21 protein-coding genes and 1 other annotated feature are annotated in these 23,210 nt (G+C 31.4%); all 21 genes read left to right on the forward strand.

What is annotated here, in order from left to right; genetic code table 11:
• The first annotated feature begins 38 nt into the window (after positions 1 to 38).
• The 21 genes from dut (at position 39) to K7H06_RS07840 (ending at position 23,177) form a co-directional block, all read left to right on the forward strand.
• Entirely contained in the window at positions 39 to 473 is a 435-nt protein-coding gene (gene dut, locus K7H06_RS07740; protein WP_223039305.1) for a dUTP diphosphatase, read from the forward strand.
• A 252-nt stretch (positions 474 to 725) separates the two neighbouring features.
• Positions 726 to 995 carry a YlmC/YmxH family sporulation protein gene (locus tag K7H06_RS07745; protein WP_223039306.1) on the forward strand — a complete coding sequence of 90 codons (270 nt, stop codon included), beginning with the start codon at positions 726 to 728 and terminating at the stop codon, positions 993 to 995.
• A 143-nt stretch (positions 996 to 1,138) separates the two neighbouring features.
• The gene (gene dapG, locus K7H06_RS07750; RefSeq protein WP_223039307.1) at positions 1,139 to 2,359 is read left to right on the forward strand and encodes an aspartate kinase; all 1,221 of its coding nucleotides are present in this window, start codon (positions 1,139 to 1,141) and stop codon (positions 2,357 to 2,359) included.
• Positions 2,360 to 2,487: 128 nt separating this feature from the next.
• Positions 2,488 to 3,252 carry a ClpP family protease gene (locus K7H06_RS07755; RefSeq protein ID WP_223039308.1) on the forward strand — a complete coding sequence of 255 codons (765 nt, stop codon included), beginning with the start codon at positions 2,488 to 2,490 and terminating at the stop codon, positions 3,250 to 3,252.
• Between the two features lie 159 nt (positions 3,253 to 3,411).
• On the forward strand, positions 3,412 to 5,709 hold the full coding sequence (locus tag K7H06_RS07760; RefSeq protein ID WP_223039309.1) for a DNA translocase FtsK: 2,298 nt from the start codon (positions 3,412 to 3,414) through the stop codon (positions 5,707 to 5,709).
• A gap of 20 nt (positions 5,710 to 5,729) precedes the next feature.
• Positions 5,730 to 6,779, forward strand: a complete 1,050-nt coding sequence (mnmH, locus tag K7H06_RS07765; protein WP_223039310.1) for a tRNA 2-selenouridine(34) synthase MnmH — start codon at positions 5,730 to 5,732, stop codon at positions 6,777 to 6,779.
• Between the two features lie 16 nt (positions 6,780 to 6,795).
• Entirely contained in the window at positions 6,796 to 8,139 is a 1,344-nt protein-coding gene (gene rimO / locus K7H06_RS07770) for a 30S ribosomal protein S12 methylthiotransferase RimO (RefSeq protein WP_223039311.1), read from the forward strand.
• Positions 8,123 to 8,659: a CDP-diacylglycerol--glycerol-3-phosphate 3-phosphatidyltransferase gene (gene pgsA / locus K7H06_RS07775; RefSeq protein WP_223039312.1), complete on the forward strand. Its 537-nt coding sequence runs from the start codon at positions 8,123 to 8,125 to the stop codon at positions 8,657 to 8,659. Before rimO ends, pgsA begins: the two co-directional genes overlap by 17 nt.
• A 50-nt stretch (positions 8,660 to 8,709) precedes the next feature.
• Positions 8,710 to 9,939, forward strand: a complete 1,230-nt coding sequence (locus K7H06_RS07780; protein ID WP_223039313.1) for a competence/damage-inducible protein A — start codon at positions 8,710 to 8,712, stop codon at positions 9,937 to 9,939.
• A gap of 101 nt (positions 9,940 to 10,040) precedes the next feature.
• Positions 10,041 to 11,075 carry a recombinase RecA gene (gene recA / locus K7H06_RS07785; RefSeq protein WP_223039314.1) on the forward strand — a complete coding sequence of 345 codons (1,035 nt, stop codon included), beginning with the start codon at positions 10,041 to 10,043 and terminating at the stop codon, positions 11,073 to 11,075.
• A gap of 229 nt (positions 11,076 to 11,304) precedes the next feature.
• Positions 11,305 to 12,870 carry a ribonuclease Y gene (gene rny / locus K7H06_RS07790; protein WP_343216827.1) on the forward strand — a complete coding sequence of 522 codons (1,566 nt, stop codon included), beginning with the start codon at positions 11,305 to 11,307 and terminating at the stop codon, positions 12,868 to 12,870.
• A 315-nt stretch (positions 12,871 to 13,185) separates the two neighbouring features.
• Positions 13,186 to 13,446, forward strand: a complete 261-nt coding sequence (gene spoVS / locus K7H06_RS07795; protein ID WP_218282782.1) for a stage V sporulation protein SpoVS — start codon at positions 13,186 to 13,188, stop codon at positions 13,444 to 13,446.
• Positions 13,447 to 13,589: 143 nt separating this feature from the next.
• The gene (locus tag K7H06_RS07800) at positions 13,590 to 14,402 is read left to right on the forward strand and encodes a PHP domain-containing protein (protein WP_223039315.1); all 813 of its coding nucleotides are present in this window, start codon (positions 13,590 to 13,592) and stop codon (positions 14,400 to 14,402) included.
• Between the two features lie 75 nt (positions 14,403 to 14,477).
• Positions 14,478 to 15,908, forward strand: a complete 1,431-nt coding sequence (purB, locus tag K7H06_RS07805; protein ID WP_223039316.1) for an adenylosuccinate lyase — start codon at positions 14,478 to 14,480, stop codon at positions 15,906 to 15,908.
• Between the two features lie 57 nt (positions 15,909 to 15,965).
• Positions 15,966 to 16,168: a binding site (T-box leader), on the forward strand.
• A 40-nt stretch (positions 16,169 to 16,208) separates the two neighbouring features.
• Positions 16,209 to 17,447, forward strand: a complete 1,239-nt coding sequence (locus tag K7H06_RS07810; protein ID WP_223039317.1) for a glutamate-5-semialdehyde dehydrogenase — start codon at positions 16,209 to 16,211, stop codon at positions 17,445 to 17,447.
• Between the two features lie 9 nt (positions 17,448 to 17,456).
• Positions 17,457 to 18,248, forward strand: coding sequence for a glutamate 5-kinase (gene proB / locus K7H06_RS07815; RefSeq protein ID WP_223039318.1), 792 nt, complete (start codon positions 17,457 to 17,459; stop codon positions 18,246 to 18,248).
• A gap of 171 nt (positions 18,249 to 18,419) precedes the next feature.
• The gene (gene steA, locus K7H06_RS07820; RefSeq protein ID WP_223039319.1) at positions 18,420 to 19,568 is read left to right on the forward strand and encodes a putative cytokinetic ring protein SteA; all 1,149 of its coding nucleotides are present in this window, start codon (positions 18,420 to 18,422) and stop codon (positions 19,566 to 19,568) included.
• Positions 19,562 to 20,434 (forward strand): copper transporter, encoded by an 873-nt coding sequence (locus K7H06_RS07825; RefSeq protein ID WP_223039320.1) that lies wholly within the window; start codon positions 19,562 to 19,564, stop codon positions 20,432 to 20,434. Before steA ends, K7H06_RS07825 begins: the two co-directional genes overlap by 7 nt.
• Before the next feature lie 11 nt (positions 20,435 to 20,445).
• Positions 20,446 to 21,132 carry a glycosyltransferase family 2 protein gene (locus K7H06_RS07830; RefSeq protein WP_223039321.1) on the forward strand — a complete coding sequence of 229 codons (687 nt, stop codon included), beginning with the start codon at positions 20,446 to 20,448 and terminating at the stop codon, positions 21,130 to 21,132.
• Complete coding sequence (locus tag K7H06_RS07835; RefSeq protein WP_223039322.1) at positions 21,132 to 21,944, forward strand: MraY family glycosyltransferase; 813 nt, start codon at positions 21,132 to 21,134, stop codon at positions 21,942 to 21,944. Before K7H06_RS07830 ends, K7H06_RS07835 begins: the two co-directional genes overlap by 1 nt.
• A 135-nt stretch (positions 21,945 to 22,079) precedes the next feature.
• Positions 22,080 to 23,177 carry a DUF3866 family protein gene (locus K7H06_RS07840; RefSeq protein ID WP_223039323.1) on the forward strand — a complete coding sequence of 366 codons (1,098 nt, stop codon included), beginning with the start codon at positions 22,080 to 22,082 and terminating at the stop codon, positions 23,175 to 23,177.
• The last annotated feature ends 33 nt before the right edge of the window (positions 23,178 to 23,210 follow it).

Raw genomic sequence — 23,210 nt, forward strand, 5'->3', positions numbered from 1 at the left:
GCAACTGCTAATATCTTTTTTGTTAGAGAGGAGAACATATGTATAAAATAAAAATAAAAGCAAAAGAGAATGTAATGTTACCTAAATATGAAACATCTGGATCAGCAGGAATGGATCTACATGCAGATATAAAAGAAACAATTGAATTAAAACCTGGAAAGAGGGTGTTGGTACCTACGGGTATATGTATTGGGTTGCCTGAGGGGTTAGAGGCACAAGTGAGAGCAAGAAGTGGACTAGCAGTAAAGTTTGGTATTGGTTTAGTAAATGGAGTAGGGACCATTGATAGTGACTACAGGGGAGAAATAAAAGTACCACTTATTAATTGGGGAGATGAATCCTTTTCAATTGCGCCTAAGGATAGAATTGCTCAATTAGTTATTTGCAAATACGAAAAAATTACATGGGAGTCAGTAAAAGTATTAGATGAAACCAAAAGAGGATCAGGTGGTTTTGGTCATACAGGTATTTAAGTGTAATAATGTGATTTTTTTTTAATAGAATAAAGTATAAATGTATATAAATGTGTGACAACAAATATTCAATAGGGTTACACATTTATCTTTTTATAAGATTTAAAATTTGTGGATAACTATTACAAAGTATAATTGTTTGGACAGCTTGGAGCCAGGTCAAATTCAAAAGTATATTTTGAATTTTCGTTGGCGAGATGAGCATATGCCATTAGTTAAATGCGAATTTTTTTATTAATGAGGGGGATAAAAATGAGATTAAGTAAATTGGGAGGAAAAGAAATTGTAAATTTAAGTGATGGTGGAAGATTAGGAATTTTAGCTGAATCTGATCTATTAATAGATGAAAGAAATGGAAAAATTAGAGCTGTATTAGTGCCAGCCTTTAGAAATCAATTTTCTATTTTTCAGGATAAAAATTTTGTTGAAATTCCATGGAATTGTGTTAGAAAAATAGGGAATGACATGATTATTATAGAATTAGAAGAAGAGCAATTTTCAAAAGGTAGATTTTTATTATAGGAATAGGTTGCAAAAATTTATAGGATTCTATCCCCAAAATACCATTTCTAACATATTATAAATAGTAGTAGTGCTAAAAATATGTAGATGTTTTTGTTAATTCATGCTAATATATAGGTAAGGATTTGGTTAGGGGGAAGCGTATGAATATCATTGTTCAAAAATTTGGTGGAACTTCAGTAGGTACAAAAGAGCTTAGAGAAAAAGTAGCTCGCAAAGTAATTGATACAAAAAAAACAGGAAAATATCCAGTGGTGGTTGTTTCTGCAATTGGAAGAAATGGAGCGCCATATGCAACAGATACATTAATAAATTTTGCAAATGCAGCTTTTAAAGAATATGATAGTAGAGAGCTAGATATGATCATGGCCTGCGGAGAAATGATTTCTACCGTTATTTTGTCAAATACGATTAAATCTATGGGATATAAGGGGATTGCATTAACAGGATATCAAGCAGGTATTATAACGGATGAGCGTTATGGAGATGCTGAAGTGCTTAAAGTTGATCCTTCAAATATCTTAGATTTATTGAGACAAGATTATATTCCTGTAGTTACAGGATTCCAAGGGGCAACAGAGAAGGGAGATATTACAACACTAGGGCGAGGAGGAAGCGATACTTCAGCAGCGATACTTGGTGAAGCCTTAAAGGCCAGTGTTGTTGAAATATATACGGATGTAGATGGAGTAATGACAGCAGACCCTAGGCTTGTGGCTGAAGCAAAAGTAATAGATCATATAGGATATGATGAAATATATCAAATGGCTGAAGACGGTGCTAAAGTAGTTCATCCTAGAGCTGTAGCTATTGCTAAAAGAGGAAGTATTCCTTTAAAGGTAAAGAATACATTGTCTGATGCACCAGGAACCATTATTCATCATAAGGGAACCTGTAATAATAAATATAGTAAGAATGTATCAAAAGAAGATATACTAACAGCTATAGCTCATAAAAACAATATTAATCAGGTGAGTGTGTATTTTGAAGATTCTGTAGAACTGAATGAATTATTGATGAATGAATTGACAAATAATCAGATTAGTATAGATTTAATAAACTTTTTTATTGATAAAAAAGTATTTACAATTGAGTCAAAAGATATAGAAAAAGTTGAAAAAATATTAAAGAAAAATGGATTCCATTATCATATTATAAGGGATTGTAGCAAAATAACAGCTATAGGAAATGCAATGAGAGGAATCCCAGGGGTTATGGCGAAAATTGTAAAAAGCTTATCTAAAGAAAATATAAGGATTTTACAAACTTCTGACTCTCATAATACAATATCTTGCTTAGTAAGTGATAGGGATACACAAAAAGCAGTGAATGCTCTTCACAAGGAATTTAACCTGTCAAAATAAATTTTATAAAACTACTATATGCAAATAGTATAGTAGTTTTTTTATTGGAAAAAATAATTTAAAGGAATAGGTAATAATTATATTTTATTACTGGATTTCAAAATTTATAAAAATAGGAGTGTGAAATGATGAATAACCACTATAAAATAATAGGACAAACTCCTGATACACAGCAAAATCCCAAGTCTCCTAGTATAGAACCAAAATTAACATTAGATCCAAAGGTCGATAATGTGAAAGATATAGGCAACCATGGTATTCCTGATATGCCTAGTAACATACACTATCTTACAATTATTGGACATATTGAAGGGCATATGGTAGCACCTCCACAAAATAAGTCAACAAAATATGAACATATTATTCCTCAATTAATTGCAGTAGAAGAAAATCCTAAAATAGAGGGAATGCTTACAGTACTAAATACTGTGGGTGGAGATGTAGAAGCAGGACTTGCTCTTGCAGAAATGATTTCAAGTATATCAAAGCCTACTGTATCATTAGTACTGGGAGGAGGACATAGTATTGGGGTTCCATTAGCTACTGCTAGTGACTATTCATTTATTGCTAAAACGGCTACCATGACAATTCATCCAATAAGAATGAATGGATTGGTTATAGGGGTTCCACAAACCTTTAAATATTTTCAAAAAATGCAGGAAAGAATTATCCAGTTTATCACAAGAACATCAAAAGTCCCTAGAGATACCATTGTAAAATTAATGACAGAAACAGATGAGATAGCAAATGATGTAGGAACCATTCTAATAGGAAATGAAGCTGTAGAAACTGGTTTAATTGATGACGTTGGTGGGTTACATGCTGCCATGATGAAATTGAAAGAACTGATTAAATTAAAAAAGCAAAATGAAGTCCAAAAGAATTTACAATAGAATAATTCAGACCCTTATGTTATAATAACAATGTTAAAGTGTTAATATTGATAGTATTGACACTTTATTTTTATACATGGGTTATAGATCCATCATGGCATTGCTAGTTTTTGGCACAGTTAACCTGTGCTTTTTCTAATAAGAATAGGAGGTGACTTTATGGCTGGTAGAAGGAGTATGAGAAAAAGTAAAGGAAAGGATAAATCTACCCTGAAAAATGAAATTATTTCTTTATTTACCATATCTATGGGAATACTAATTATGATTAGTTTGCAAACGGAATCTACTGGTGAAATAGGAAAAGTTATAAAAGCTAGTTTAATGGGATTATTATCTGCACCAGCGTATTTATTGCCTTATTTTATTATACTTTTAGGAATTTTTTCTATGATCGGTAAAACCAGTATTTTTGATAAAAAGTTCAAATTTGCAATGATTCTAATGTATATAGGATATGTTATGTTATATACTATTATTTATTTTGAAGAGTATATTCCAAAAGCATGGAGTTTTCAAAATATAAAATTAGTATATGATCAAGGGATAGAAGGAGTCGGTGGAGGACTAATCGGTAGTTTATTAGGAAGTATGGGGATAAGATTTTTAGGGGTAAATGGTAGTTATGTTGTAATTGTTACATTAATGATTATTTCTTTTGTTGTGATTACAAAAATTTCTTTAGTGAGTATGCTAAAAAAATGTAAAAATGGCTTTGTAAGATTTTGTTCACTAATGGGTCGTTCTGTGAGTGAGTTTATTTATGTGCCAGATAAAAAACAGAAAAAAACAAAAAAGAAAAAAGCTATGAGTTTAAAGCAGGAGATGGAAACATCTATTAATGAAAATAATCATTTAGATGAAAAGATTAAAATTCTTGATTTTACCCGTGAAGCTGAGTTTAGTAAGAAAGCAAATGAACCTATAAAAGAAGAGAAGATGAATAGTAAAATAGAAATTGCTGCAACATCTCAGGACGAAAAAAATGTAGAAGATATAAGTATTCATATTAAGAGTTCTGCTAAATCAGATTTAGATTACAAATTTCCTGATTTTAATTTATTACAGGATAATCCAGTTGCAAATACAAAAAATGATAAAAAAGAAATTTTACATAAAGCAAGTATATTAGAAAACACACTAGAAAATTTTGGAGTAGAGGCAAAAGTTGTACAAGTAAGCAAAGGACCTACCATAACAAGATATGAAATTCAGCCTAGTCCAGGAGTTAAGGTGAGTAAAATAGTAAATTTGTCAGATGATATTGCACTAAACTTGGCAGCATCAAATATAAGAATTGAAGCACCTATTCCAGGTAAGGCTGCTGTAGGCATAGAAATTCCTAATGAAAATGTTTCCCCTGTTACAATAAAGGAAGTTTTAGAAAGTGAAAAATTCAAAAACAGTGATTCAAAGCTAACTTTTGTTTTAGGAAAGGATATTGCTGGCAATCCTATTATAGCTGATTTGGCTAAGATGCCACATATGTTGATTGCAGGGGCTACTGGTTCAGGAAAAAGTGTATGTATTAATACATTGATTATTAGTATTCTTTATAAGGCTACACCAGATGAAGTAAAACTACTTTTAGTAGATCCAAAGGTAGTGGAATTAAATAATTATAATGGAATTCCTCATCTTTTAATTCCTGTTGTAACAGACCCTAAGAAGGCTTCAAGTGCATTAAATTGGGCAGTAGGAGAGATGACGAATCGGTATAAATATTTTGCAGAAAATAGTGTAAGAGATATTAATAGTTACAATGAAAAAATGAAGAATGAAGGAAAAGAAACATTACCTAAAATTGTGATTATCATTGATGAACTTGCAGATTTAATGATGGTAGCACCAGGTCAAGTAGAAGATGGGATTTGTAGGCTTGCTCAAATGGCTAGAGCGGCAGGATTACATCTTATTGTAGCTACCCAAAGACCTTCTGTTGATGTAATAACAGGAGTCATTAAAGCGAATATTCCATCTCGTATTGCTTTTTCTGTTTCTTCTCAAGCAGACTCAAGAACTATATTAGATATGGGAGGAGCAGAAAAATTGCTTGGTAAAGGGGATATGCTATTTTATCCTGTTGGAGCGTCAAAACCTGTTCGTGCGCAAGGATCATTTATTTCAGATGGGGAAGTAGAAAGAGTTGTAAGTTTTGTAAAAGAACAATCTACAGATAATAATTATGAGGAAGACATTATCGAAAAGGTTGAAAGTAATTTATCACAGGAAGAAGAAGGGACAGATGAATTATTAAAAGATGCTATTGAGTTAGTAATACAGATACAACAAGCTTCCATTTCAATGTTACAAAGAAGGTTTAGAATAGGATATAATCGAGCTGCAAGATTAATTGACGCTATGGAAGAAAGGAATATTGTTGGAGAACATGTAGGAAGTAAGCCAAGACAAGTATTAATATCAAAAGAAGAATTTGAGGAAATGAAGAGCAAATCATAAATAGAAATAGAGGGATAGATGTGGTAAAAGTAATAGACGTTGAAAAAGCATTGACATTAAAAAATACACTTTTTATTGATGTACGAGCGCCATTAGAATATGAAGATGGAACCATTTTAGGAGCTAAGAATATTCCCATATTAGATGATGAAGAAAGGGCAATTGTAGGAACCATTTATAGACAAGAAAATCCTCATGAAGCCACAGTAAAGGGACTAGACTTAGTATCAACAAAACTCCCAAACCTTTATAGTACAGTGAAACAATATAGTATGGAGTATGATCATATTGTTATATTCTGTTGGAGAGGTGGAATGAGAAGTAAATCCGTATGTAATTTACTAACCATGCTGAACATTGATAATATATATCAGCTAAAGGATGGATACAAGAGCTATAGAAAATATGTAATTGACTTTCTAGAAAATAAAATAGAAAGATATAAATTTATTATGCTTCATGGATTAACAGGTGTAGGTAAAACTCATATACTTGATCAATTAGAGGCCATAAAAGAGCCAGTGCTTAATTTAGAAGAAATAGCAAAAAATAGTGGTTCTGTATTTGGAGATATTGTTTTTAGTGGAAAACCTCCATCACAAAAAACATTTGAATCCTTAATATTTCATGTGTTATATAATTCAAAAGAAAACTATATATTCGTAGAAAGTGAAAGTAAAAGAGTAGGTAGTGTTATGGTACCAGATGCTGTGTATAATCAGATGGTAAATGGCTATCATGTTCTTATAAAAACAACATTTGAAAATAGAATAGAGGTTATTTTAAAAGATTATGCTAAGCATTTAGAAGTGAACCATTCAAAAATAGTAGCATCATTGAATCATTTAAGAAAAAAATTAGGAAACGAATCAGTAAATAATTTAATCAATAAAATTGAAGAAAAAGATTATACTTATGTGATTCAATATTTAATGGAGCATTATTATGATCCCTTATATAATTATTCTATTAAAAAATATGAAAACTATGATTTAGTGATTGATTATGAAAAAATGGAAGACGTTATCCCTATTTTAAATGATTTTATAAATAATATGTTTCACAACTAGAAGGGAGTTTCAATATATGAACTTAAAGGTAGCTATTGAGTCATTAGGATGCTCAAAAAATTTAGTAGATTCAGAAGTAATGATGGGATTATTATCTCAGTATGATTTTGAGATTACAAAGGATGAATATGAAGCTGATATTATTATTGTGAATACCTGTGGATTTATTGAGTCAGCAAAACAAGAATCTATTGATACAATTGTAGAATTAGGAACCTTAAAAATCAATGGAAATTGTAAATTATTAGTGGTAACGGGTTGTTTGGCTGAAAGATACTCAAAGGAATTAATAGAAGAACTACCAGAAGTAGATGCGGTGATAGGAACAGGAAACTATCCAGAAATTATAAAAGTTATTGATGATACATTAAAAGGAAAGAAAGTTGTAAAATCTGGAAATATCAATATAGAAATATCAGAAGATCTTCCAAGAATTTTAAGTACACCTAAGTTTATGGGTTATCTTAAAATTGCAGAAGGCTGTGATAATTGTTGTACTTACTGCATTATTCCAAAGTTGAGAGGAAATTATAGAAGTAGAAAAATGGAATATATTATTAATGAAGCACAAATTATGGCCCAAAAAGGCGTTAAAGAAATGATTTTAATTGCTCAAGATACTTCAAGATATGGTATTGATCTATACAAAGAATATAAACTTCCTGAATTATTGAGGAAGTTAGCGCAAATTGAAGGAATAGAGTGGATAAGAATTTTATATTGCTATCCTGATAAAATTTCAGATGAATTAATCAATGTAATTGCAGAAGAAAAAAAGATTTGCAAATACATTGATATGCCAATTCAACATTGTAATGATGAAATTCTAAAAAGAATGAATAGAGCTACAAGAAAAGAACATATTTTACAAGTTATTCAAAAACTACGTAATAAAATACCCAATATGCATATTCGCACATCTCTTATTGTTGGTTTTCCAGGAGAGACAAAGGAGCAGTTTGAGGAACTAAAAACATTTGTTGAGGATGTGAAATTTGATAGACTAGGGGTATTTACTTATTCAAAAGAAGAAGATACACCAGCTGCTAAATTAAAAGGCCAGATTTCAGAAGATATTAAGGAAGAAAGAAGAGATGAAATTATGGCTATACAAAAAGAGGTTTCATTTCAAAAAAACATGGAGAAAATAGGTAATATTTATGATATACTGATAGAAGAGAAGATTGATGAAGAGGATGTTTATGTAGGAAGAACGGCATATGATGCACCAGAGGTTGATGGTATTGTGTATGTAAATTCAACTAAACTTCTAATTATAGGAGATTTAGTAAAGGTTAAAATAACAGATACCTTAGAATATGATTTATTAGGAGAGATATTACATGAATCTTGCGAATAAGTTGACCATTGCTAGAATCTTTTTAGTTCCTGTTTTTATGATTGTACTTTTAAACAAAATTCCGTATGGTATGTATATAGCTGCTGGAATTTTTACTATAGCTGCCATAACAGATACGTTAGATGGGTATATTGCAAGAAGTAGAAACCAGGTAACAAAATTTGGAAAGTTCGTGGATCCTTTGGCGGATAAGCTTCTTGTTACAGCAGCTTTAGTTTGTCTTGTGCAAATGGGTAAATTACCTGCTTGGATTGTTGTTGTAATTATATCAAGGGAATATACTATAAGTATACTAAGAGCGGTTGCTGCATCAGAAGGAATTGTAATTGCAGCAAGTTGGTGGGGAAAGTTAAAGACCATTACACAAATTATAGCAATTGTTGCAATACTTCTTAATAATTATCCATTTAGCTTAATAGGCTTTCCATTTAGTACAATTATGCTTTGGGTTGCAGTGATTCTTACCATTGTATCAGGTGTAGATTATTTATATCTTAATAGACAAGTAATAAAACATTAAAAGCAGCATAGCTGCTTTTTAATATTTTGAGGGGAAAAGGGGTTTTAGGAATGAATTGTTCAATTATAAGTGTAGGTACAGAGATTTTATTTGGACAGATTGTAAATACAAATACAGTTTATTTATCTCAAGAACTGAATGGATTAGGAATAAATGTATATCATCATTTTACAGCTGGAGATAATGAAAATCGATTAAAAGATATATTAGATTATGCATTGTCTAAATCGGATTTAATTATTACTACAGGGGGGCTAGGGCCAACACAGGATGATCTTACAAAAGAGACGATTGCGAGAGTAGCAGGAAAAAAATTAGAAATGCATGAACCGTCCTTTGAAAAGCTTTGTACGTATTTTAAAAATCTTAATAGGAAAATGAATGAAAATAATATAAAACAGGCATACTTACCAAAAGATAGTATTGTCTTAGATAATGATTGTGGAACTGCACCAGGATTTATTATTGAGTTTGATGGAAAAATAGTTATAAGTCTTCCAGGGCCACCTAAAGAAATGAAAAGCATGTTTGAGTCTGTAAAGGATTATTTAAAAACTAAGTCAAAAGATACGATTTACTCAAAAGTATTGAGATTTTTTGGTATTGGTGAATCTGCGTTAGAAACTGCCATAATGGATTTAATCAATCATCAATCAAATCCTACTATTGCAACTTATGCAAAGGAAGGAGAAGTGAGTGCTCGTATTACTGCCAAAGCTGAAAATGAAGCTAAAGCACAGGAAATGATTATTCCTGTAATAAATCAAATAAAAAATAGATTAGAGGAATATATATATAGCTATAATGATGAAGAATTAGTCCAAGTGGTTGCGAAAAAATTGTTAGACGAAAAGGTTTCTGTTTCTTTTGCAGAATCATGTACGGGAGGATTAATTGCTGCAAAGTTAACAAGTATTCCAGGAATATCAGAATCTTTGAATCGAAGTATTGTTACATATAGTAATGAAGCGAAAATTGAAGAATTAGGTGTGAAAGAGACTACGCTTAAAGAACATGGCGCTGTTAGTGAAGAAACAGCTAGAGAAATGGTATTAGGATTAAAAGCTGCAACTGGAAGTGAAATATGCGTATCTGTAACAGGGATAGCAGGTCCTGGTGGTGGGACAAAAGAAAAACCTGTAGGATTAGTATATATTGGTCTTGCTTATAAAGAAAATATTGTATGCAATCAATATAATATTTTTGGAGATAGAAATCGAATAAGAAATTATACGAGTATGCTTGCACTCAATATGATTAGAAAAGTACTAGAAAAATAAATAGGATTGACCATAGAATAGGAATGGTATATAATGAATTAAGAACATTTGTTCGACGAAGAGAAAGGTAGGTGAAAACCAGATATTGAATCTGGTGAATTATGGAAGGGAAAAGAAAAGCGTTAGAAATTGCCATGGGGCAAATAGAAAAGCAATTTGGAAAAGGTTCTATTATGAAACTAGGAGAAGATACATCAAGATTAAATATCGAATCTATATCTACTGGATCACTAGATTTAGATATTGCTGTGGGCATAGGTGGTATTCCAAGAGGAAGAATTATCGAAATATATGGACCAGAGTCTTCTGGTAAAACGACAGTTGCACTTCATATTATAGCAGAAGCCCAAAAAACTGGAGGCGTTGCCGCTTTTATAGATGCTGAACATGCACTTGATCCTGTATATGCGAAACATTTAGGTGTAAATATTGATGAGTTAGTTGTATCTCAACCTGATACTGGAGAACAAGCTTTAGAAATATGTGAAGCGCTAGTTAGAAGTGGCGCTATAGATGTAATCGTAGTAGATTCAGTTGCAGCATTAGTTCCTAAAGCTGAGATCCAAGGGGAAATGGGAGATAGTCATGTGGGGCTTCAGGCAAGACTTATGTCTCAAGCATTAAGAAAGCTTACAGGTGTGATTAACAAATCAAAAACATCTACAATATTTATCAATCAATTGAGAGAAAAAGTAGGGGTAATGTTTGGAAATCCAGAAACAACTACTGGAGGAAGAGCTCTCAAATTTTATTCATCTGTGAGACTTGATGTAAGAAGAATTGAATCAATAAAAAAAGCGGACAGCATTATAGGGAATAGAACAAGAGTGAAAGTTGTAAAAAATAAAGTAGCACCTCCTTTTAAAGTAGCAGAATTTGATATTATGTATGGTACAGGCATATCAAAAGAAGGCAGTATTTTAGATTGTGCTGTTAAAGAAGATATTATAAAAAAGGCTGGTTCATGGTATAGCTATGGAGATGAGAAGCTAGGTCAAGGTAGAGAAAATGCAAAACAATTTTTAATTGAAAATACTGGAATATCCCTTGAGGTAGAGAATAAAATAAGAGAGTTACATCAGCTTCCTTTAAAGAAAGAAGACGAACTAGTAGCTACAGTAGATAGTGAATCATAAAAAAACCCGTATGGGTTTTTTTTTTAGGAATAAAGGAATAGACATCATCCTATAATAAAATGGGTAAAAGAATATGACCTTGACAGTATATAAAAAAAGATATACAATTATAACAGATATTGGTGTATCTGTAGATGAATAATGAGGCCTGGATAGTGTTTTAAATTTTGATCTATAAAAAACATAGAAAGATTTAAAAACCGAGGTTTCTCGGTTTTATTATTTGCTTATGATTAAGATGGGGAGGTGTTTAGATATTAATTCTATTCAGATTGTAGTAAGCATTGTAACAGGTGCTATAGGTGTTGGAATTGGATATTTTATAAGAAAGAATATTGCTGAGGGTAAAATAAATAATGCAGAAAACAGAGCCAAGGAAATAGTTTCAGAAGCTAAAAAGCAGGCTGAAACATCTAAAAAAGAGATTTTACTTGAAGCAAAAGAAGAAGTTCATAGATTAAGAAATGAACTTGATAGAGAAAATAGAGAAAGACGTAATGAACTACAAAGGTTGGAAAGAAGATTACAGCAAAAGGAAGAAACATTAGATAGAAAATCTGATAATCTAGAAAAGAAGGATGAAGTACTCAACAAAAAAATAAAAGAAGTAGCGGATAAAAAGGAACAAATAAATGGAATTCATCAAAAACAACTTGAAGAGTTGGAAAGAATATCAGGTTTAACGTCTGAACAAGCAAAAGAACAACTTTTAAATGATACGCAAAAAGAAATAAAACATGAAACGGCTATGATGATTAAAGAAATTGAACAAAGAGCAAAAGAAGATGGAGAAAAGAAAGCAAAAGAAATTATTGCTTATGCAATACAAAAATGTGCAGCAGATCATGTGGCTGAGACTACCGTATCTGTAGTAGCCCTTCCGAATGATGAAATGAAGGGGAGAATTATTGGTAGGGAAGGAAGAAATATAAGAGCATTAGAGACATTAACAGGAATAGATCTAATAATTGATGATACACCAGAAGCAGTAATTCTTTCAGGCTTCGATCCTATAAGAAGAGAAGTAGCAAGAATAGCACTAGAAAAACTTATCGTAGATGGAAGAATTCATCCAGCTAGAATTGAAGAAATGGTAGAAAAAGCTAAGAAAGAAGTAAACAATATTATTAAAGAAGAGGGTGAACAAGCAACATTTGAAACAGGTGTTCACAGTATTCATCCTGAGTTAATCAAATTATTAGGTAGATTAAAGTATAGAACTAGTTATGGCCAAAACGTATTAAAACATTCTATAGAAGTGTCCCATTTAGCAGGGTTGATGGCTGCTGAATTAGGTACAGATGTGAAATTAGCAAAAAGAGCAGGACTTCTTCATGATATTGGAAAAGCTGTAGATCATGAAATAGAGGGTACTCATGTGGATATAGGTATGGGTCTATTAAAGAAATATAAAGAATCTAGTGAAGTGATACATGCTATGTCTACTCATCATGGGGATTATGAGCCTCATACAATTGAAGCAGTGCTAGTTACAGCTGCTGATGCTGTATCTGCGGCTAGACCAGGTGCAAGAAGAGAGACATTAGAAACTTATATTAAGAGATTACAAAAACTTGAAGAAATAGCAAACTCAAGTGAAGGCGTAGAAAAATCATTTGCCATTCAAGCAGGTCGTGAGATAAGAATTATGGTAAAACCAGATGAAATGGCAGATGAAGATATTATTTATTTAGCACGTGAAGTTACAAAGAAAATTGAGAGTGAATTAGAATATCCTGGTCAAATAAAGGTGAATGTTATTAGGGAGACAAGAGCAATTGAATATGCAAAATAAAAGAAGTTTCGACTTCTTTTATTTTTTTTATGCTTTGAGAAATTGTAAAATTCAAAATTTATGGATAACTTATGATTGAAAAATTAAATGCTTAACCATTTTGAGTAAGTTTTATTACAAAAGAGTGCTTTTGTAATAAAACTTGCGAGATGAGCATATGCGAAAATCATAATGCTAATTTTTTTATCAATTTTAAAAAAATTTCAAATTTATTATTTGAAAAAAAGGATTTGCGATACATATGTAGAATATAATAATAAAATACATTTGTTAAATAAAACCAAATGACATTTAAAATTTAGGGGGGCTATAATCATGGAAGTATTAAAAGTATCAGCAAAATCAAGTCCAAATTCTGTTGCAGGAGCACTAGCTGGCGTTTTAAGAGAACGTGGGGGTGCTGAAATCCAAGCTATTGGTGCAGGTGCTCTAAATCAAGCAGTGAAAGCGGTAGCCATTGCTAGAGGATTTGTTGCTCCTAGTGGTGTGGATCTAATCTGTATTCCAGCTTTTACAGATATATTGATAGACGGGGAGGAAAGAACAGCAATAAAATTAATTGTTGAACCTAGATAAAAATTATAATTAAAAACCTGCTTTTAAAGCAGGTTTTTTGTATGATAAAGTATTTTACAATTAGGTATAATATGTTTATAGAATATAAAGAGCTTTCATGATAGAAGGTTTTTCAATGTAATGACAAAAAAGAAGGTGAAGTTATGAATGGTAGGGTAGATATGCATGTACATACTAGTGCATCAGATGGTATTTTATCTCCTACAGAAATTGTAGATTGGGCAAAAAAAAGAGGTCTTAAAGGCGTTGCTATAACAGATCATGATACTATTGATGGAATCAAAGAAGCCATAAGGGCTTCAGAACAATATGATAATTTTTTAGTTATACCAGGTATAGAATTTAGTACCTTATACCATGGGGTAGAAATTCATATACTAGGATATTTTGTGGATTATGAGAATTTAGAGCTTATTGATATAACAAATGCAATTAAAAATTATAGATTCAAAAGGGCAGAATTAATAATTGATAAGCTACAAAAATTGAATTATGATATCCATTTTTCAGAAGTGAAAGGGGTAGTAAAAGAAGGGGCTATTGGCAGGCCTCATATAGCTAGAATACTTGTTCAAAAAGGATATATGTCTTCCATGCAAGAAGCATTTGAAAAGTTACTCAAAAAGGGAAAAGCTGCATATGTTGAGAGATTTAAATTAACAGTGGATGAGGCTATCCATATTATTGAAAAGAGCAAAGGAATACCAGTACTGGCACATCCAGGATTAATTGATGATGGAGTAGATGTAGAAGGTATTATTAGAAAAGGCATAAAAGGAATAGAGGTGTATCATTCAAAGCATTCAGTTTTTCATAATAGACTTTACTTTAAACTTTCTAAAAAATATAATCTTTTTATTACGGGAGGTTCTGATTATCATGATGAAATGATAGCAGGCATTCCAACTATTGGAAAGGTTTTTGTAACTTATGATTCTATTAAAGAAATGAAATAAATATTTTTTGAAGGATTTTGAAGAATAGTGTAGAATATAAATAGCTTAATGATAAAAGGGAAAGGGGCAAGAAAATTGGCAAAAGTTTATGAAAATCCATTGATTACAAGATATGCGAGTAGAGAGATGGCAGAAATTTTTTCTTCAGATGAAAAATTTAAAACATGGAGAAAACTTTGGATTGCTCTAGCAGAATCTGAGAAAGAATTAGGGCTTGAAATATCTCAAGAGCAAATAGATGAAATGAAAAAATATTGTGACGATATTAATTATGATGTGGCTAAAAAGAGAGAAAAAGAGACAAGACATGATGTAATGTCTCATGTATATGCTTTTGGGGTACAATGTCCTAAAGCGAAACCCATCATTCATCTAGGGGCAACAAGTGCTTATGTTGGAGATAATACAGATGTAATTATTATGCAAAGCGCTATGAAAATGATAAGAAAAAAAATTATCAATCTGTTAAATAAGCTTTCTAAATTTTCCGTAGAGTATAAAGATATACCTACTCTAGGATTTACTCATTTTCAACCTGCGCAGCTTACTACTGTTGGGAAAAGAGCTACTTTATGGTTGATGGATCTTTTGATGGATTGTGAAGATATTGAAAATGTATTAGCAAGCATGAAAATGAGAGGGGTAAAAGGAACAACAGGTACTCAAGCAAGTTTCTTGAAATTGTTTGATGGGGATCATGAAAAAGTAAAAAAACTAGATAAGCTTGTAGCAAAGAAGCTAGGGTTTGAAAAAACTTTTCCAGTGACAGGACAAACCTATTCAAGAAAATTAGATTATAAAGTATTATCTGTCTTAAGTGGTATTGCGCAAAGTGCCCATAAGATGACAAATGATATAAGACTACTTCAACATTTAAAAGAAGTAGAAGAACCTTTTGAATCTACCCAAATCGGCTCTTCTGCTATGGCATATAAAAGAAATCCTATGAGAAGTGAAAGGGTAGCCTCTCTTTCTAGACATGTGATGGCACTTACAATGAATCCTGCTATGACAACTGCTACACAGTGGTTTGAGAGAACCTTAGATGATTCTGCAAATAGAAGAATTTCTATACCGGAAGCTTTTTTAGCTGTAGATGCTATACTTGAGATCTGTATCAATATATCTTCTGGATTAGTAGTTTATGAAAAGGTAATTCATCAACATGTAATGAATGAACTTCCCTTTATGGCAACAGAAAATATCATTATGGAAGCTGTAAAAAGAGGTGGAGATCGACAAGAACTTCATGAAAAGATTAGAGTTCATTCCATGGAAGCTGCGAAACAAGTAAAGCAAGAAGGAAAAGAGAATGATTTATTAATAAGAATTGCAAATGATGAAACCTTTGGACTTTCAAAAGAAGAAATTAGTAGTTTGATGGATTCAAAACTTTTTATAGGTAGAGCAGCACAACAGGTAATTGAGTTTATAGAAGAATATATTCAACCTATAGTAGATGAGAATCAAGATCTATTAGGTATAGAAGTTGATTTAAAGGTATAAAATGTGACATTGACATGAAATGAATTTTTAGATATAATAATCTTTAAATATGAATAGTATGATGCTTTGAAGGAGAATAGTAAAAGAGAAATGTTTCACAGAGAATAGGACAATGGTGAGAGTCTTATAAACTATCTTTTTGAACCCGCTCTGGAGCATATGACAAGTGAAGTCATTACGGTTATAATCACGTTACGATTATCTAAGATGAGCCAATTGGCTAATTAGGGTGGTACCGCGGGTAAACTCTCGTCCCTTAGGGGATGAGGGTTTTTTATTATATGAAAAAGGAGTGATCATATGTCTTTAGTTGAAAAATGTAAAGTACTGCATGAAGCATCAAGAGCTTTAGCGACTATAGATACAAAATCTAAAAATAAAGCATTACAGGAAGTAGCATTTAGTCTAAAAGAACATGAAGCATTCATTCTAGAAGAAAATAGAAAAGATATTGAAAAAGCGAAAAACAATAATATGAAAGAAAGTTTGATTGATCGTCTTCGGTTAAGCGAAAAAAGAATTGATGATATGATAGAAGGAATCAAAACGATTATGGACCTAAAAGATCCTGTATGGAGAAGCAATGAGGTATGGACTTTGGAAAACGGTCTTACAGTAAGTAAAATGACCGTACCTATGGGTGTTATTGGAATTATTTATGAATCAAGACCCAATGTAACAGTAGATGCTTTTTCTCTTGCATTAAAAAGTGGAAATTGTATTTTGCTTCGTGGAAGTTCAACTTCTATTTATTCAAACAAAGCTTTAGTGTATGCTATTAAAGAAGGACTTAAAAAAAGTTCTATATCTGAAGATGTAATTGCCCTAGTAGATGATACAAATCGAGCAATTGTAAAAGAGATGCTAACTTTAAATGAATATATTGATTTAATTATTCCAAGGGGTGGAAAAGATTTAATCCAATTTGTTGTAAAGAACGCAACGGTGCCAACCATTGAAACAGGTGTAGGAAATTGTCATATATTTGTAGATGAAACGGCTGACTTAGAAAGAGCAGTGGATATTATTGAAAATGCAAAAGTACAAAGACCAGGAGTTTGTAATGCTTGTGAAACCGTATTAGTTCATAAAAATATAGCAGATGTATTTTTACCTAAATTATATGATTGCCTAAAGGATCGAGTAGAGATACGAGGTTGTGATGCCACGCAAAGAATCATATCTGTAAAGGCAGCAACAAAAGAGGATTGGGCTGAAGAATATTTAGATTATATTTTAGCTATTAAAATAGTTGAAGATGTAGATGGTGCAATTGCACATATTGCTACTTATGGAACAAAGCATTCAGAAGCTATTCTAACGCAAAAAGTAACAAATGCCAATGAGTTTTTAAGAAAGGTAGATGCAGCAGCTGTATATGTAAATGCTTCTACAAGATTTACAGATGGAGGACAATTCGGATTCGGAGCAGAGATGGGTATTAGTACACAAAAAATGCATGCTCGAGGACCAATGGGTCTTAATGAATTAGTAACTGTAAAATATACAGTGCAAGGAAATGGACAAATTAGAGAATAGAGGGATAAGATGTTATCAGCAATTATGAATAAAGCTAAGAAAATTGTTATTAAGATTGGAAGTAATACATTGGCTAATGAAGATGGATCTATCAATAAAGAGTTTTTAAAAAAGTTTAGTGAGCAAGTAAACTTTTTAAGAGATCAAGGAAAGGAAATTGTCATTGTATCTTCTGGTGCAAGAATAGCAGGGGTAGGAACAATCGGAAAATGGATGCGAAAGGGAGATATTCATTATAAGCAGGCTTTATGTGCTATTGGGCAAGTAGAATTAATGGATTCCTATAGAAAGGCTTTTAACAAATATGACATTCATATTGGACAAATGCTTTTAACAAGAGAGGATTTATCAGATACCAATCGAACTTTAAATATTCGAAACACGTTGTTTACTTTAATTGATGAGGGGGTTATTCCTATTATCAATGAAAATGATACAGTAAGTGTTGCTGAAATAAAGATAGGGGATAATGATACTCTAGCAGCTCTTACAGCAAATCTTTGGGATGCAGATTTATTAATTATGTTTAGCGATATTGATGGTGTATATAATAAAAATCCAAAGGAATATAAAGATGCAAAATTTCTTGAACAAATTACAGATATTGAGGAACTATTAAAAATTATTGAAATAGGGAAAGTCAATGAATTTGGAACAGGAGGAATTTCTACAAAGATTGAAGCAGCTCGCAAGGTAAATAATTATGGTATTCCAATGATTTTAACAAATGGGAAAAAAGAAAATATTTTGCTTAGTTTATTAGATGGATCTATCAAAGCAACTTTATTTGTTTCAAGATAAAATATCACCTAGCTATTGGTTAGAATAACTATAGCTAGGTGGTATTTTGTAATATATTGAAAAAAAATTATATAATATGTAGGATGATTATGATATAATAAGCTTTGTGAAGTTTTGGTATTATTTATGAAAAATGAGCAATACTAAAGAAAAAACAACTGGAGGAAATATATGTTAACCATAGGCATTGGAAGAATTGATAAAAGAACAAAAGAGCTTGTCAACAGGTTAAGTCCAGGAGAAATTGCAGTGATCAATCACGAAGATATAGATGAAGTAGCTGCTAATTCTTTAGTCATGTGTAAACCATGTATGGTAATTAATGCTGCTGAATCTATTAGTGGACGATATCCTAATTTAGGTCCTGAAATTTTAGAAAAAGCAGGAATTCCTATTTTAGATCATGTAGGAGATGAAGTGTTTTCTAAGATCAATGAAGGGGATCATTTAGAAATTAGAGATAATAAAATATATATAGATGAAAAATGCATTGGAACTGGAACCTTATTGACAAAAGAATTAATCAAGAAGCAGCTAGAAGATACCAGTAAGAATTTTCAATTTGAATTAGATAAATTTATTGAAAATACACTGGAATATGCTAAAAAAGAAAAGGACATGTTATTGGGAAATTTAAAGATTCCCAAAGTAACTACAAGGTTTAAAGGAAGACATACATTAGTTGTTGTAAGAGGGCAAAATTATAAAGAAGATTTACATGCTATAAAATCATATATTGAGGAATTTAATCCGATTCTTATTGGTGTGGATGGTGGTGGTGATGCGCTGATGGAATGTGGATATATTCCTGATATGATCGTGGGAGATATGGATAGTGTTTCCGATGAATGTTTAAAAGCTTGTAAGGAAATAGTTGTACATGCTTATCGTGATGGTCGAGCACCAGGACTGAAAAGGATTGAAGAATTAGGACTTAAAAGCATCGTATTTCCAGCACCTGGGACAAGTGAAGATATTGCCATGCTACTTGCCTTTGATAATGAGACAGAATTAATTGTAGCAGTAGGAACCCATTCTAATATGGTTGATTTTCTTGAAAAGGGAAGAAAAGGAATGGCTAGTACATTTCTTGTTCGATTAAAGGTGGGGTCAAAACTTGTTGATGCAAAAGGTGTAAATAAATTATATAGAGAAAGTGTAAAATTCAAACATTTTGCAGGTCTTGCATTTGGTGCAATGATTCCTATATTTATTGTAGGTGCATTATCTCCTACTGTCCAACAGCTATTTAAATTATTTCTTATAAAATTAAAATTTGTTTTTCCAATGGAATTTTTAGGGAGGTATCACATTTGGTAATTAATTTAAAGTATTATGTCATAACAATAGTTGCAATATTTTTAGCCATAGGAATAGGAATATTTATTGGGATTATGTTAGATGGACAAGATTTAATAGTAGACCAGCAAAAGGAAATTGTTGCGCAACTTGAAAGTAAATTTGATGAATTCAAAATAAAGCAGGATAGTTTGCAAGAAAAAATAGATGTATTGAATCTAGAAAAAGATAAGAATGAAAGATTTCTTAATAAGATTTATCCAGAACTTGTAAAAGATAAATTGAAAGATTTAAATGTTATGGTTCTAGAAACTAGTGAACATTATGATTATTCAGGGGTTAATGATGCTTTTAAAAAAGCAGGGGTTAGTAATGTAACAAACATGATTATAAAAGAAGGAAATAAAGAAGGAATAATAGAAATAGCCCAAGAATTTGGTATAGCAGGAGATTCAGTAGATTTAGAAGAACAAATCATTAAGAAATTTTGTGATGTATTAGTTTCTGGAGAAGATAAAGCATTTATAGAGAAGCTAAAAGAAAAGAAAATCATTGATTATGCAGATGATTTCATTGTACCTGCTGATTATATTGTTATAGCAGGAGGAAGTATTGATAAAGATCAAAACATATTCAATAAATTTGATCAACCAATTATTAATTATAGTAAAAGCAAAAACATTCCTATTATGGCTGTTGAAAAAATAGAGGTTGCTTATTCTAATATAGGGGAATATAAAAAGCTTAGAATATCTACAGTAGATAATGTAGATACAATCATAGGCAAAATCTCTATGTTGATGGTAGTAAGTGGTCAAGAAGGCCATTTTGGAGAAAAAGAAACAGCTGATAATTTAGTTCCAGAAGGATTTATAACAGTAGACTAGGAGTTGATTATATGTCTAAGAAGGTTACGGTTTTAGTACCAGCTTATAATGAAGGGGATAGAATAAAGTCTACTATAGATGCAATGAAAGCTTCAAATTATGTAGATAGAATAGTAATTATAGATGATGGTTCAAAGGACAATACCTATACTATTGCAAAAAGCACCCATGTTGAAGTGTATAGATTAGATGAAAATAGAGGAAAAGGATTTGCATTAAATTTTGGAATCGAGAAAGTACAAAAGGAAAGTGATATTATTATTTTTCTAGATGGAGATATTGGAAAAACTGCATCAGAGATAGATAATTTAATCCTGCCCATATTAGAAGATCAAGCGGATGTAACCATTGCAAGATTTCCTGCTGCAAAGAAAAAAGGTGGTTTTGGACTCGTTAAAAATCTTGCAAAATATGGTGTGAAATTTTATACAGGACATATTATATATACTTCTCTTTCAGGACAAAGGGCTTTTAAGACGGAGGTCCTTAGAAGATTTGAAAAATTCCCTACAGATTATGGGGTTGAAGTAGGAATGACTATTGATATTTTAAATATGGGGTATAGGATACAAGAAGTGGATGTAAATATGACGCATAGAGAAACGGGTAGAGATTTTAAAAGTTTTGTACATAGAGGAAGACAATTTTATCAAATATTATTAACATTACTTAGGAAGCGAAAAGAGGTGATGAAGTAATGTTAATAAGGTTTGGTTGTTTGTTTTTAGGTTTTATTTTTGCTAGATTGGTCATCCCTATGTTCATGAGGCTATTATATGAGACAGAGTGCGTAAAGAGTAATTATAAAGGGGAGAATATTCCTGTAGGGATGGGACTTATATTTATTCCAGTGCTTACGATCAATACTATTTTTTTAGTGATCTTGCTAAATAAAAACAATATTGTTTATGTAGTACTATTTTTAGTAGGAACTTTAGGGATGGGATTTGCTGGATTATTAGATGATTTATTAGGAAATAGAAATGTTACAGGGCTTAAAGGGCATCTTAAAATGTTGCTGAAATTTGAATTGACAACAGGAGGTTTTAAAGCTGTTTTCGGAGGCTTACTGGCATTGACAATTAGTATCATTGTTTCTAAGAATATTTTAGATATTTTTATCAATACATTGATTATTGCTCTTTTTACCAATTTCATAAATCTATTAGATTTACGCCCAGGTAGAGCATTAAAAGGATTTTTATTTACGGGTGTTATTTTAGTTTTGAGCCCTATTTATGAAACTTTTCGATTTCTGTTGTTGGGAGTAATTGGTTGTGCATTAGCTTATATCCCATATGATTTGAAAGCAAAATCCATGATGGGAGATGTAGGTTCTAATATTTTAGGTATTTCTTTAGGAATTGTATGTAGTAGTTTAAATTTTTCTATACGCATGAGTGTACTAGGATTTTTAATCTTATTACATCTGTATACGGAGAAGTATTCCTTAACAGAAACCATTCAAAAAGTGAAAATATTAAAGTATCTTGATGAAATAGGTAGATAAAAGATCTGCCTTTTTCTTGCATAAAGAAGAAATATAAAAAAGTATGTTTATACCAGATAACTTTTGTAAAAGTTATCAAAGGTATTCTCTTATATTTTTACATTTCATAAACTTTTAGTGAAAAGAGGGAAAAAATTGATAGGTATAAAAGTTGGAAAAGTTATTGAAATTCTAAATAGAGACAATAATAAGACTGAAGTTTTGGTAAAAATTAATGATATAGATTACAAGGCTGTTAATTATAATAGGCTAACGGGAAATGTAGATATTGGTAATACTTTATTATTAAATACGACTGCAGTGGATCTAAATCTTGGAACGGGTGGATATCACTTTGTACTATCTAATTTAGATAATAGTGATAAAGATCTATCAGAGGGTGGGCATATTATGAAATTAAGGTATACGCCTTATCAATTAAAAGTATTTGCTGCGGAAGAACAAGAAAGTAAATATCATGAGGTTTTCAAGAACTTCAAGTCTTTAGAGGGCATGCCTGTAATTGTAGGAACTTTACATAGTATGTTGCCACCAATGATAGAAATGATAAAATCTATGAATCAAAATATAAAAATTGCATATATTATGACGGATGGAGCAGCACTTCCTATAGATTTTAGTAATATTGTAAAGAAATTGAAAGAAGAAGAACTGATAAATGGTACCGTTACCATTGGAAATGCTTTTGGAGGCGATTTAGATTGTATAAATATTTATAATGGGCTTATTGCAGCAAAAGAAATATTAAAATGTGATATAGCTATTGTAACAATGGGACCTGGGATAGCTGGAACAGGTACACAATATGGTTTTAGCGGTATAGAGCAAGGATATATGATTGATGCAGTTAATGATCTAGGAGGAGAAGCTATTGCTGCTTTAAGAATAAGCTTTGCAGATAAACGAAAAAGACATCAAGGAATTAGTCACCACACTATTACCGTATTGGATAAAATAAGTAAGACAAAAGCAATGCTTCCTATTCCTAAATTTGAAGAAAGTAAAAAAGATTATATTTCTTCTCAGTTAAAGAATACAATGATTGAAAAAAAACATAAAATAATATATATGAATCCAGGTAATGCTATAGATGTTCTTAAAAACTCAACTTTTAATATGCGTACAATGGGAAGAAATCTTTTACAAGATCAAGAATATTTCATTACAGCGGCCATGGCCGGGAAATTAGGTGTTATGGTTTTAAATGATCATCAATTAAAGACTGTAGAGTAGTATATTTATTAGAAAGGTCTTCTAAAACCTCTA

The organism is Crassaminicella profunda, from assembly GCF_019884785.1.
In the GTDB taxonomy this organism is placed as follows: Bacteria; Bacillota; Clostridia; order Peptostreptococcales; family Thermotaleaceae; genus Crassaminicella; species Crassaminicella profunda.